The 12,190-nt window shown below is 67.4% G+C and carries 11 protein-coding genes; 3 read left to right on the top strand and 8 right to left on the bottom strand.

The genetic code is table 11. The features are described from left to right. Positions 1-22: 22 nt before the first annotated feature. Entirely contained in the window at positions 23-1,927 is a 1,905-nt protein-coding gene (locus AC3QL2_RS17785; RefSeq protein WP_493235479.1) for a bifunctional sugar phosphate isomerase/epimerase/4-hydroxyphenylpyruvate dioxygenase family protein, read from the bottom strand. A 171-nt stretch (positions 1,928-2,098) separates the two neighbouring features. Here AC3QL2_RS17785 and AC3QL2_RS17780 point away from each other — a divergent pair, with 171 nt between their 5' ends. Then, on the top strand, positions 2,099-2,872 hold the full coding sequence (locus tag AC3QL2_RS17780; protein WP_493235478.1) for an IclR family transcriptional regulator domain-containing protein: 774 nt from the start codon (positions 2,099-2,101) through the stop codon (positions 2,870-2,872). 6 nt (positions 2,873-2,878) lie between these two features. On the opposite strand, the gene aroQ is transcribed toward AC3QL2_RS17780, so the two are convergent. From aroQ to AC3QL2_RS17750, 6 genes are all read right to left on the bottom strand, one after another. Continuing rightward, complete coding sequence (gene aroQ, locus AC3QL2_RS17775; protein WP_493235477.1) at positions 2,879-3,316, bottom strand: type II 3-dehydroquinate dehydratase; 438 nt, start codon at positions 3,314-3,316, stop codon at positions 2,879-2,881. 14 nt (positions 3,317-3,330) lie between these two features. Continuing rightward, positions 3,331-4,164, bottom strand: a complete 834-nt coding sequence (locus AC3QL2_RS17770; RefSeq protein ID WP_493235476.1) for a shikimate dehydrogenase family protein — start codon at positions 4,162-4,164, stop codon at positions 3,331-3,333. Between the two features lie 239 nt (positions 4,165-4,403). Continuing rightward, positions 4,404-5,222 (bottom strand): shikimate dehydrogenase, encoded by an 819-nt coding sequence (gene aroE, locus AC3QL2_RS17765; protein WP_493235574.1) that lies wholly within the window; start codon positions 5,220-5,222, stop codon positions 4,404-4,406. 2 nt (positions 5,223-5,224) lie between these two features. Next, entirely contained in the window at positions 5,225-6,478 is a 1,254-nt protein-coding gene (locus AC3QL2_RS17760; RefSeq protein WP_493235475.1) for a CaiB/BaiF CoA transferase family protein, read from the bottom strand. Continuing rightward, complete coding sequence (locus tag AC3QL2_RS17755; protein WP_493235474.1) at positions 6,478-6,963, bottom strand: MaoC family dehydratase; 486 nt, start codon at positions 6,961-6,963, stop codon at positions 6,478-6,480. The genes AC3QL2_RS17760 and AC3QL2_RS17755 overlap by 1 nt, the downstream gene beginning before the upstream one ends. Before the next feature lie 71 nt (positions 6,964-7,034). After that, the gene (locus AC3QL2_RS17750; protein ID WP_493235473.1) at positions 7,035-8,366 is read right to left on the bottom strand and encodes a 2-dehydropantoate 2-reductase; all 1,332 of its coding nucleotides are present in this window, start codon (positions 8,364-8,366) and stop codon (positions 7,035-7,037) included. 98 nt (positions 8,367-8,464) lie between these two features. Here AC3QL2_RS17750 and AC3QL2_RS17745 point away from each other — a divergent pair, with 98 nt between their 5' ends. Together AC3QL2_RS17745 and AC3QL2_RS17740 are read left to right on the top strand one after the other, a co-directional pair. Then, complete coding sequence (locus tag AC3QL2_RS17745) at positions 8,465-9,385, top strand: LysR family transcriptional regulator (protein ID WP_493235472.1); 921 nt, start codon at positions 8,465-8,467, stop codon at positions 9,383-9,385. 279 nt (positions 9,386-9,664) lie between these two features. Further along, positions 9,665-11,080 carry a porin gene (locus AC3QL2_RS17740; protein WP_493240269.1) on the top strand — a complete coding sequence of 472 codons (1,416 nt, stop codon included), beginning with the start codon at positions 9,665-9,667 and terminating at the stop codon, positions 11,078-11,080. Positions 11,081-11,307: 227 nt separating this feature from the next. Here the strand turns inward: AC3QL2_RS17740 and AC3QL2_RS17735 are convergent, their stop codons facing one another. Continuing rightward, positions 11,308-12,177: a VOC family protein gene (locus tag AC3QL2_RS17735; protein WP_493235153.1), complete on the bottom strand. Its 870-nt coding sequence runs from the start codon at positions 12,175-12,177 to the stop codon at positions 11,308-11,310. Positions 12,178-12,190 lie beyond the last annotated feature (13 nt).

Genomic DNA, 12,190 nt, shown 5'->3' with positions numbered 1-12,190 from the left:
CACTCCGCAAACCGTCTGGTCCTCAGCTTCTCCTCGCCTGGGCCGACATGCGGACCGGTGCGTTGGAAGCCCCGAAGCCGGCATAGCCGTCACGGCGCTGGACGATTTCGAAGAAAAAGCGGTCCACGAACATCTGGGTATAGAAGTGGAAGAATTCCCCCTCCTCGTTGCGGTCGTAGAGGACCCCGAGGCGGCGCATGCGTTCGAGCTGCGCGTCGTCCAGCTCGAAACGGGCCGGCAGGTCCTCATAATAATTGTCGGGCACATCGAGCAGGGCAATGCCGTGCCGGGTCAGATACTCGGCGGTCGCAAAAATGTCGTCGCTGGCCAGCGCGATGTGATGCACGCCGCCGCCCTGCAGCGCCTCCATGCTGCGCCCGGTAACGGTGGCGCGGCTATGGGACACGTTGAGGGCGATGCGCAAGGACTGGTCTGCATTGACCATCGCACAGCTGCGCACCAGTCCGTTGGGATCGGCCAGCTCCATGCTCTCCTGCGGATGCAGGCCCAGCACCACGCGGTTGAACAGCACGCCGGTATCGAACTGTTCGAAAGGGAAGCCCTCCGCCAGGTGATCCACGCTGCGGATGCCGGCCTTGCAGCGGCCGTGCTTGGCCGGGTCGACAACGAAGTCGGTCTCGAGGAAACCCTTGTCCTCCAGCGCCTGGGACACGAAGTAGATGATGCTGTCGTCCACCGCGCGCAGCGCCGGGATCAGGGCCTCGTTGGGGCCCACGCGGCCGGCGTGACTGGGCACGTGGAAGGCCACGCCGCGGTTCACCGCCCGCTGGCCGTCGTCGGTGGCAAGGCCTAGCGCGCAGATCGACGGCCCGCGGCGCTGGAAGTAGTCGCTGGCGAAGGAGCCCGGCTCGTTGTTGAGCACCAAGCGCACGTCGCCCTGCTGGTAGAGCTGGACGTTCTTGGTGCGGTGCGTGCCGGAATGATCGAAGCCGAGCCCCTGCAGCGCCTTGCCGAGCGCCTTGCCGGACGCGTCGTCCACCGCGAACTCGATGAAGGACAGGCCGCGCAGCTTGGGCGGCGCCGGCGGGTTGAACAGCTCGATGCGCTCGGTCAGCGCACGAGTGGCCGGATCGCTGACGGCCTGGGCTTCCAGGCGCGCACGGATCTGCTCCTCGAGGTAGAGCAGCGACGAGAAGGCGTCGAGGGTCGTGCGGCGGTTCGGCGCGGCGCGGAACACGTCGTTGAAGATCTCCAGCGACAGCGGCCCCGGATAGCCGGCCTTCAGCACATGCTCCATGAAACCGACCAGGTCGAAAGTACCCTGACCTGGGAAGCAGCGGTAATGACGGCTCCACTGCAGCACGTCCATCACCATGCGCGGCGCGTCGGCCAGCTGCAGGAAGAACAGCTTGTCGGCCGGGATCTGCTCGATGCCGGCCGGGTCGTCGCCGCGCGACAGGATGTGGAAGCTGTCCAGGCACAGGCCCAAATGCGGGTGATCGGCCTTTTTGACGATGTCCCAGGAATGGCCGTAGCGATTGACGTGGTGGCCCCAGGCCAGCGCCTCGTAGGCGATGCGCAGCCCACGCTCGGCAGCCTTCTCGGCCATCGCGTGAAGCTGCGAGGCCATCAGCTCGTCGTCGCAGATGGTGTTCGGCTGCACGTTGGAACACACCAGCAGCATCGGCGCACCGAGCTCGACCATCAGGTCGAACTTGCGCTGGGCGCGGTCCAGGTTGCGCTTGAAGCGGGCGTCGTCCACGCCGTCCATGTCGCGGAAGGGCTGGTACAGGTCGACGCCCAGGCCCAGGTCGGCACAGCGCTGGCGGATCTCGCGCGGCGACAGGCGGCTGTAGATGAGGTCGTTCTCGAAGATCTCCACGGCGTCGAAACGCGCGCGGGCGATGGATTCCAGCTTCTCTTCGAGGGTTCCACTGATGCAGACAGTGGCAATGGCTCGGCGCATCAAGGGTCTCCGCCTGTTGTGCTTGTTTATAGACAGAATCTTAGGCAGGCCGTTTCGGGCGGACCATTGCCCCGCGAGGCTTATGGCGCGACAATCGCGCACCCCATATCAACAATCGCGCGCTTTGCACCGGCGGCTTCCACGGCCGGCGCCCGCAACGGAGACACGCAAATGGCCGAAGAAGAACTGGAACTCGACCGGCGCGACTGGATTGCCGGCCTCGAAAAAGGCCTGCGCATCATTGAGGCGTTCAGCGACGCCCACCCGCGCCTGACCCCGTCCACCGCCGCACGACGCACCGGCATCACCCGCACCGCGGCGCGGCGCTACCTGCTGACGCTGCAGCACCTGGGCTACGTGGACAGCGACGGCACCCATTTCTGGCTGACGCCGCGCATCCTGCGCCTGGGCTGGTCCTACTTTGACTCCGCCAAAGTGCCGCGGGCCGTGCAGCCCTTCCTGCAGCGGATCAGCATCGAGCTGGGCGGTTCGGCCTTCTTCGCCGTGCTCGACCAGGACGAGGTGGTCTTCGTGGCCCGCAACGGCGTGGGCCGCGTGCAGAGCCTGGGTTTCGTGCTCGGCGCGCGCATCGCCGCCAACCTGGCCTCGGCCGGCATCGTACTGCTGGCCTGCAAACCGCCCGAGGAGGTGGAGCGCTGGCTGACCGGACGCAAGTTCATCCCCTACACGCCGCACAGCTACACCAACGTGGAAGACGTCCGCGCCGTCATTGAAAAGGCCCGTACGTTGGGTTACAGCATCCTGGAGCAACAGCTGGAGCAGGACCGCCGCGGCATCGCAGTGCCGGTGCGGACCCGCGCCGGCGTTGTCGTCGGCGCGATCAGCGTGAGCCTGCCGATTGGCAACGAATCCTCCCAGCAGGCGCTGACCCGCGCCCTGCCGGTGCTGCGTGAGGCCGAGCACGCGCTGCTGTCACTACTCTAGAGGCCGTCAGCGGATCGCCGACACCGCCGCGCGCAGGGCCAGCAGGTAGCTGTCCACGCCGAAACCGCAGATCTGCCCCTTAACGATGTCGGCAAACACCGACACGTGGCGGAAGGCCTCGCGGGCGTGGATGTTGGACATGTGCAGCTCGACGACCGGACAGGTCAGGATCGCCAGCGCGTCGCGGATGCCGTAGCTGTAGTGGGTCCATGCGCCGGCGTTGATCAGCACCGCATCCACACCGTCGGTGAAGGCCTGGTGGATGCGCAGGCACATGTCGCCTTCCTGGTTGGTCTGGTAGCTCTCCACTTCCACGCCCAGTTCGCGGCCCAGGGCCTGCAGCTGGCCGTCGATCTCCTCCAGCGTGACGGTGCCGTACTGCACCGGGTCGCGCTTGCCGAACATGTTGTGGTTGATACCGTGCAGCATCAGGATCTTCTTCATTGCGCTCATCCTCCTCAGTACTTGATCTGCGCCACGGCGCGCAGCTCGTCCGGCGTGGCGGTGCCAAAACCGAAGAACTCCAGGTAGGCCGGGATCATCTCGAACAGCATGTCGGTGCCGACCTGGATCGGGCAGCCCTTGGCCTGGGCGGCGGCGAGCAGCGGCGTGATTGCCTGCTTCATCACAACTTCGCCGACGAAGGTGGTCGGCGCCACGCGGTCCATGTCGAAAGGCAGAGGATCGTCCGCCTTCATGCCCAGCGGCGTGGCATTGACGATCAAGTCGAAACCGGCCGGATCGTTCGAACCGGTGCTGACCTTGAGTTCAGGGTAGTGGGCGACGAGGCGCTCGGCGAGGCTCTTCGACGACGCCTCGAAGTTGTCGAACAAGGCCATCTCGGCGACGCCGGCGGCGGCCAGCGACGCGGCGATCGCGCAGCCCACGCCGCCGTTGCCGGACACCAGCACGCGCTTGCCCTTCAGCTCGAAGCCCTTGCGCAGCACGCCGCGCACGAAGCCGGCGCCGTCGAACTGGTCGCCGAGCAGCGTGCCGTCGGGGCGCAGCAGGATCGCGTTGCAGGCGCCGGCGATGCGCGCGGTGGGCGTCACCTCGTCCACCAGCGACATGGTGGTGACCTTGTGCGGCATGGTCACCAGCGCGCCGCGCAGGTTGGTCATCTTGCGCACCGTCTGGATCGCCGCCGGGTAATCCTCGGGCTTGACGCCCATCGGCATCACCACCGCGTCGATGCCCTTCGAGTCGAACCACGGGTTGTAGATCATCGGCGCCTTGAAGGCTTCGGTCGGGTAGCCGAGGTGGGCGATGACGGTCGTTTTGCCACTGATCATGTGTGTCTCCTTTTCTTATCCGGGGGAAGGCGGCGACGTCCGTTGCCTCTCTCTGGATGGAAAGCTGGCGGAGCATCGCGCCGTTGCGGCCCGCCTCGGGACATCCCGGGCGACGCAACATGGAGCGCAGCTTAGCGACGCGTGCACACCGGCAGAATCCGCCAAATGCCGGTCCCGGGCGATTAACGCACAGCCCTGTGCGACAATCGCCCAGCTTGGATTCCGCATCGCAGCAAGGCTCAGCGCAGGGGAACCGTCAGCTCCCGGATCACTGCCGCAGTATTCGGACGCACACCACGCCACCAGACGAAGGCCTCCGCCGCCTGTTCGACGAGCATCCCGACGCCGTCGGCCAGGCGCGCCACGCCGGCCTGCGCCGCCAGCTGGAGGAAGGGCGTGAGGCCCTTGCCATACGCCAGCTCGTAGGCCAGCCCGGCCGGCGCGAACGCTGTCGCGGGCACGGGCGGCAGCTCGCCGCGCAGGCTCGCCGACGTCGCATTGACCACCAGATCGAAGATCTCGCCCGCGAGTTCGTCGTAAGCCACCGCCCGCAGCACCCCCTGCCCGGCCACGCTGGCGGCCAGGGCTACCGCCTTGTCCCGGCTGCGGTTGGCGATCACCAGTTCCCGCGGCCCGGCGGCCAGGAAGGGCAGCACCGCCCCGCGCGCCGCGCCGCCGGCACCGAGCAGCAGCAACCGCTTGCCGGCCAGCGGCAGGCCCAGGTTGCGCTGGATGTCGTTCAGCAGACCGACGCCGTCGAAGTTGTCGGCGAGAATCCGTCCGTCCTCGAACTTGAGGGCATTCACCGCACCGGCCAGCCGGGCCCGTTCGCTCGGTGCGTCCGCCAGTTCGAAGGCCTGCAGCTTGAAGGGCGCAGTCACGTTCATGCCGCGTCCGCCGGCCGCGCGGAAGGCAAGCACGTCGGCGGCGAAGGCGTCGAGGCGGCCCTCGATGGCGCGGTAGTCCAGCACCTGCCCAGTAGCCTGCGCAAAACTGCGGTGTATCAGCGGCGACTTGGTGTGGCCGATGGGATTGCCGATGACGGCATAGCGGTCGATCATCACGCGGCCTCCCCGGCGGCCAGTCCGGCCACCGCCTCTTCGGCGTACAGCACGCCATCCCGGAACAGAGTCTCGATGTCATCTTCAGCATAGCCCAGCGCCGCGGCAATCTGGCGGTTGTGCTGCCCGAGCAGCGGCGCCGGTACGCTCTGCGTGGTGTCGCAACTGGAGAAGCGGTACGGCAGGCCGGGCAGCTGCACCTTGCCGAGCACCGGGTGCTCCTGCTCCACCAACATGCCACGGGCAATGACCTGTGGGTCGGCCAGCACCTCGTCGATGCGTTGCACCTTGGCACAGGGCACGTCGATGGCATCCAGCTGCGCCAGGCAGTCGGCCACGTTGCGGGCCGCCACCCAAGCGCGCACCACCGGCAGGATCTCCAGGCGGTTTTCGTTGCGCCCGGCGGCGCTGTGGAAACGCGGATCGGCAGCCAGGCCGGCCGGCCCGCCCTGCCCTTCGATCAACCCGGCCAGGCGCTTCCAGGCCTCGTCCACCTGGGCGGCGATGACCAGATTGCCGTCGCAGGCGGCGAAAACCCCGTACAGCGTCGAGTTGGGCAGGTCGTGACCGGTCTGTTCCGGCACCTCCTTGCCGCCGGACAGGGTGTAAGCCTGCACCGCGTATTCGTGCATCGACACCAGACAGTCGTACAGGGCCAGGTCGATGTGCTGGCCGCGGCCGGACTTCACCCGGCCGAGCAGCGCCGCGCACACCGCGGCGACGCCGGTGGTGCCGGTGTACATGTCGCCCAGCGCGATGCGCAGCAGCGGCGGCGCCTCGCCGGGGGTGCCGACCATCTGCATGATGCCGCTCTTGGCCTCGGCGATGAGGCCGAAGCCGGCCCGGTGGGAATCCGGCCCACTGTGACCATAGGCGGACACCGAGCAATACACCAGCCCCGGGTTGCGCGCCGACAGTTCCGCGTAGCCCAGCCCCAGCTTGTCCAGCGCGCCCGGCCGGTAGTTCTCGACGAACACGTCGGCGCCGTCCACCAGCTTGTGCAGCATCTCCAGGCCGCGCGGGTCCTTCAGGTTGATGCACAGGCCCTGCTTGCCCATGTTCTGCTGCAGGAAGTAGCCGCTCTGGCCACCGATGAAATAGGCGTGCTGACGTCCGGCGTCACCGCCGCCGGGACGCTCGACCTTGATCACCTCGGCGCCCAGCGCGGCCAGGCTGCGGGACAGGTGCGGACCGGCCAGGAAGTGGCTGTAGTCGATGACGCGGATGCCTTCGAGGGGAAGATTCTGGCTCATCACCGGGCCTCCTCCTGCGCGGACTCCCAGCCCGGACGGCGCGGGATCATCAGGCGATGCTCGCCCTTCTGGACGACCTCGCCGTGCTGGTTGATCAGCTCGGACGGCAGGATCACGATGCCCCAGCCCGGCTTGCTGTTCGACAGGCGCGCCGCACCGACGCGGAACTGCACATGCACGCAGTCGCCAAGCTTGATCGGCGCGACGAAGCCCCATTCCCAGCCGAGGGACATGCCCGGCACGAAGCGGTAGTCGGCGATCGTCTTCAGGCCGTCGGCGATGGACAGGCCGAACAGCCCGTGGGCCACGCGGGTGCCGAAGGGCGTCGTGCGGGCATAGTCCTCGTCGGTATGCACCGGCGTGTGGTCGCCGGTCAGGTCGGCGTAGGCCATCACGCGGGCCTCGGTGACTTCGTAGCTGGGACTGATGCAGGCATCGCCGACGCGGGCGTCGTCCCAGTAGCGTTCGTAAATCTCGTTGCTCATGGAGGTCTCCTCGGGGCGACTCGTCGGCGCCCCCGGGTTTGTCATACGGATTGGGGAAGGACGGCGGCGGATCAGGCGCGGGGCTGGACCGCCAGCGCCTGGCCGACGCTGCCCGGCGCGGCCTGGATCAGCTCGACGGCGAGGCCGTCAGGCAGACGCAGCCAGTTGCGCCCCTGGGGCATTTCGCTGACGCCGAAGGAACGGGCTGCGGCCAGCGCCGCCTCCAGGTCGTCGCACATCACACCGATGTGGCCGAGGCGGCCTTCGGGGCCATCGAAGTCGGGGCGCGCCATGAACTGCATGCCGCCGAGGGTCCAGTACTGGGCCGGTGCCTCGACGGTACCCTGGACCTCACGCAGGCCCATGCCGAGCACGTCATGGAAGAAGCGGATGTGCCAGTGGATGTCGCGCACCCACACCGCCACGTGCTCCACGTAGGCCAGCGTCGCCCCGGCCGCCGTACGCGGCGCCGCCACCTTGCCAGCAAGCGCCCGCTCGATGCCCTTGATGCAGCCCACCAGCGCCGCATTCACCGGCGTGGGCACGCCGAGGCGCTGGCCCCAGCGCAGCACCGAGCCGTTGATGAAGTCGATCTCGGTCGGCGAACCGGCTTCCAGGCTCTGCAGCATCGACGCTTTGAAGCTCGCTGGCAGGCCTTCGGCAGCCTTGTCCCAGACCTGTTCCGGCGTAGTGAAACCAAGTTCGACACCGGCCGCGCGGGCCACTGCGATGGCTTCGGCGACGGCGGCCAGCGCCGTGGCCTTCACTTCGGGCACCGCGTAAAGCTCGCCGTAGGGCAGCCGGCTGATGCCCGACAGGGCGCCGGTGGCGACGTTGACCAGCAGCTTGTCCCACAGGGTGCCGACGATGTTGGTGCTCACCGTGGTGGTCAGGCCGGCACGTTCGAACTCGGCGGCGATGACCTGCACACGCTCGCTCGGTGTGCCGTCCAGTTCGCCGATGTAAGTGTGCTTGCCGGCCGTGCCGGCGATGATGCGGGCCGCGCCGAGCATCACGCCACCGACGTAGGTTTTGCCGGCCAGCACCCGCTCGCGGCCGACCACCTCGGCCAGGATGTCCTCGTGGCCGAGCCCGTTCTGCAGGGACAGCACGACCGTCTGCGGGCCGATCAGCGCCGCGGCGCCCGTGATCGCCACGCGGGTGTCGAAGGATTTGACGAGGACCACCACCAGGTCCACCGGGCCGACGTCGGCGGCGCAGGTGGCCGCCTTCACCGCCACCCGGCGTTCGCCGGCGGCGCCCACCACGGTCAGGCCGCTGGCGTTCATCGCGGCCACGTCGGTCTGGGAACGCTTGATGAGCCACACGTCGGCCCCCGCTTCGGACAGGGCAGCCCCGATGGCGCAACCCAGTGCGCCGGCGCCCAGAATGCAGATCTTCACGCTTCCTCCTTGTTCGTTGAGCTGTGCTGGGCGGCACGATAGGCCGCGCCCCAGCTAGCGACAATGCAATGGAGGAAATGTGTATATTGCGAAATACAATGAGCGAGACACCTGTCGACCTACCCGATCCGAAGCTGCTGCAGCTCTTCGATGTGCTGTACACCACCCGCAGCGTGACCCGCTCGGCCGACCAGCTCGGCCTGGCGCAACCCACCGTGAGCATCTGGCTGCGCCATCTGCGCGAGCGCTTCCGCGACCCGCTGTTCGTCCGCACACCGTCGGGCATGCAGCCGACGCCGGCAGCCGATGCGCTGATCGGCCCGGCGCGGGCGGTGCTCGACGCCCTGCGCCGCCTGTCGAGCTGGGAGGCCGAGTTCGTACCCGCCAGCGCCGAGCGCCATTTCCGCATCTGCATGACCGACGCGAGCCACATCACGCTGCTGCCGCAGGTGCTCGCCCACGTGCGCTCAGTGGCCCCCCAGGTGCGCCTGGCGGCAACCCGCATCGACGGCAATACGGCACAGGCACTGGAATCCGGCGAGGCCGACCTGGCCGTGGGCTACGCCCCGTGGCTGGAATCCGGCATCTACCAGCAGACACTCTTTCCCCAGGACTGGGTGTGCCTGGCGAACCGCGCCCACCCGCGCCTGGAAAGCGCGCTGTCGCTGGCCCAATACGTGGCCGAAGGCCATGTGGCGATCAGCGCCGGCACCGGCTATCAACTGCTGGAAAGCGCGCTTGAACGCCATGCCGTGCGCCGGCGCATCATCTTGGAGCTGCCGGGCTTCCTCGGCCTGGGAGCGATCGTCTCCACCACCGACCTGCTGGTCACGCTACCGCGGCAGATCGGTGAAACACTGGCCGAATTGAGCGGCCTGGCGCTATACCCCTGCCCGATCCCGGTGCCATCTTTCGAGGTGAAGCAACACTGGCACGCCCGCTACCACCACGACGCCGGCAACCGCTGGTTGCGCGGCCTGCTGGCCGAACTGTTCATGGGCAACAAGCTGCGCAGCTAGTCCACTCCGGCAGCCTTTTTCCGCCTTTCCTGCACTAAATCGGGGTTTCGGCCCCCATTTTTGGGTGCACCGCAGCAATTTGTGGCCCGATTCGCCTCTCCGTCGAAGCTGCGCGGCAATCGCGCAACCGCAATCAACAATCGCGCAAAGCGTGCGTTGAGCCGGGTTTTTCGCGGGAACCTCCTCTGTAAGCTCGGCCCCGTACTGACCCAACGAGGTCGGCAACGCCACACAAGCCAGATCCCACGCGCTGGCACAACAAAGACAGAGGAGACATCCATGATTCGACAAAAGACCCTGCCCGCCCTGCTGCTGCTCGCCGGCATCACCACCCTTGCCGGCCCCCGCATCGCGGTCGCCGGTGAGCTCGAAGACCTCAAGGCCCAGCTGCAGGCCCTGCAGTCCCGCATCGAGAAGATGGAGGACAACCAGAAGCAGGCCGCCACCGTGAAGACGGTCGTCCCGGCCAGCGTGCCGGCGGGCAGCGCAGCTGCCACCAACGTGACCGTCGGCACTGCGCAGAGCCCGTTGAGCCTCAATGTGGGCGGCGGTGTCGTCACGCTGTACGGCAACCTCGACGAATACCTGAACTACATGAAGAGCAGTTCCGGTGCCACCATCGCCTCGGCCCAGGACGGCGCCGCCCTGCGTAGCCGCATCGGCTTCAAGGGCGACCGGGCGATCAGCCCCGACTATGTGGCCAAGTTCCAGCTCGAACAGGGCTTCAACCTCACCAACGGCAGCGCCGCCGACACCGCCAACGCCAGCAGCACCGGCCTGACCACCAGCGGCCGCCTGTTCGACCGCCAGGCCTGGGCCGGCGTGCAGACGCCCTACGGCGATTTCCGCCTCGGCCGCCAGAACACCGCGATCTTCGCCCGCGGCGACTACTTCGACCTTACTTCGCGCACGCTGGGCTCGGTGGTCAACAACTTCGGCGTGCCGTCGCGCTACGACGGCGACCTGTCGTGGATCTCGCCGCGCTGGAACGGCCTGCTGGCCGAGGCACACTACGCCTTCGCCGGCGCCAACCCGGTGGCCGGCACCGCCACCACCACCAGCAACGTCAGCCCCAGCAACATGGCTGTCTATCAGTTCGCCCTGGACTACCTCTACGGCCCGTTCCGTATCGGCTACGCCGGCATCGAGGGCCGCCCCGACTACAAGGGCACGGTGAAGAAGAACGCCGAGTACCACAGCTTCTACGCCAACTACGACTATGGCCGCGGCAAGATCTACGCTGCTTTCGTGCGCTCCAACAACGGTGGCGCCAACGGCAATGGCAGCGGTGCGCTGAGCAACGTCGGCGGCAACATCGTCGGCAACAACCCGACCGGCAGCACCAGCGGCTCCCTCAACGCGGGCCAGACCGGCACCGGCCTGGACATCTTCTACGAGATCTACCAGCTGTCCGCCGACTACCGCATCACGCCCCAATGGCGCGTCGGCGGCCTGTGGGGCACCATCAAGGACACCACCGGCCAGTCCAAGGGTTCCAAGGGCTGGGCCCTCGCCAGCTATTACGATCTCAACAGCAACGTGATGCTCTACGCCCTGCTCGACTCCGTCGACAACCAGCAGAACGGCAACTGGGGCCCGGCTGGTTCGGCCGGCCTGACCAAGACCTTCTCCGGCACCGACCGCACCGGCCAGCGCATCGACGGCATCCAGACCGGTTTCGTCTTCAAGTTCTGAGCTTCATCAGGCCCCCCCTTTCGGGGTGGGCCGTTTCTTGCGGGCGACACGCACCCGGCATGAGAACCGGGCAGCGCTTTCAGCCGAATGCATCCTGCTGCTGCTGCCGGCGTCGGCCGGCTGCAGCAGCAGGGGCGCAGGACCTGCATATCGATTTCGTTCTCCTCGTATTGATTGGGCACCCTCGCGGTGCCCGCTTTTTTTGGAGAACCGGGCCAGCGCCCGCTTCAGCAGCCGTTCTGTTGGGCGTGATGGACCAGTTCGAACTGCGTGCCGCCGACCAGCGTGCGGGTCAGCGCGCCCATTTCCCGATTGCCCAGCAAGGATGCATCGACAAAATGGATGCCCCGCGACTCCAGCTCCGCCACCGCCTTCTCCACGTCGGGCACGCCGAGGCCAATGCGGTTGAAGCCTTCCTGCCAGTGGGCGTCCTCGGCGCCTGCGGGTGGCTCGATGAACTGCAGGAAGAAGCAGCCGCAGGCGCTGCGCATGATGGTGCCGCGCGGCAGCACACCGAAGCGCATGCCTTCGGGCAGCGGCGTGAAGCCCAGCACCCGCTCGTAGAAATTGCACCAGCGCGCCGTGTCACCGGCCAGGATGTACTGCACGATGCCGAAGAAGTGCATGCCGGCCAGCGCCGGCACGTCGAAGCGGGCCTCGGGCAGCGGCAGGAAATCCACCTCGTAGAAAGACACACCTGCGCGCCGGTCGAGCAGGAACAGCACCGCACCGCCCGGCCCATGCACGCCGGGGATGTTGAGCTCCATCGGCCCGGCTTGGCTGCTCACCGGCTGGGCGCCGCAGGCCAGCGCGTGGCGGTAGGCCACGCCGGCATCCGGCACACGGATCGCCAGCGCCTTCAGCACCACCTCGGCCTCCGCGTCGGCCTCGCCTTCCAGCGCCCGCTCGTCGGCATTGACGATCACGTTCACATCGCCCTGCCGGTACAGCAACACATTGCGCGAACGATGCTTTGCCACCGGCTGGAAACCCATCGCCAGCAGCGCCGCGCCGAACTCCTTGGGCCGGCTGGTGGCGTACTCGACGAACTCGATACCTTCGATTTCCGGCTCGCCGCCCAGTGTTTCAAATCCCATGCTCTTTCCTCTC

Source organism: Zoogloea sp. GW822-FHT05C07 (genome assembly GCF_058800215.1).
This window is presented reverse-complemented; position numbering and strand designations above follow the sequence as displayed.

Excerpts from the sequence above, each read along its gene's own strand:
- AC3QL2_RS17785 (WP_493235479.1), bottom strand. The coding sequence starts at position 1,927 with ATGCGCCGAGCCATTGCCACTGTCTGCATCAGTGGAACCCTCGAAGAG.
- AC3QL2_RS17780 (WP_493235478.1), top strand. The coding sequence starts at position 2,099 with ATGGCCGAAGAAGAACTGGAACTCGACCGGCGCGACTGGATTGCCGGC.
- aroQ (WP_493235477.1), bottom strand. The coding sequence starts at position 3,316 with ATGAAGAAGATCCTGATGCTGCACGGTATCAACCACAACATGTTCGGC.
- AC3QL2_RS17770 (WP_493235476.1), bottom strand. The coding sequence starts at position 4,164 with ATGATCAGTGGCAAAACGACCGTCATCGCCCACCTCGGCTACCCGACC.
- AC3QL2_RS17760 (WP_493235475.1), bottom strand. The coding sequence starts at position 6,478 with ATGAGCCAGAATCTTCCCCTCGAAGGCATCCGCGTCATCGACTACAGC.
- AC3QL2_RS17755 (WP_493235474.1), bottom strand. The coding sequence starts at position 6,963 with ATGAGCAACGAGATTTACGAACGCTACTGGGACGACGCCCGCGTCGGC.
- AC3QL2_RS17745 (WP_493235472.1), top strand. The coding sequence starts at position 8,465 with ATGAGCGAGACACCTGTCGACCTACCCGATCCGAAGCTGCTGCAGCTC.
- AC3QL2_RS17740 (WP_493240269.1), top strand. The coding sequence starts at position 9,665 with ATGATTCGACAAAAGACCCTGCCCGCCCTGCTGCTGCTCGCCGGCATC.
- AC3QL2_RS17735 (WP_493235153.1), bottom strand. The coding sequence starts at position 12,177 with ATGGGATTTGAAACACTGGGCGGCGAGCCGGAAATCGAAGGTATCGAG.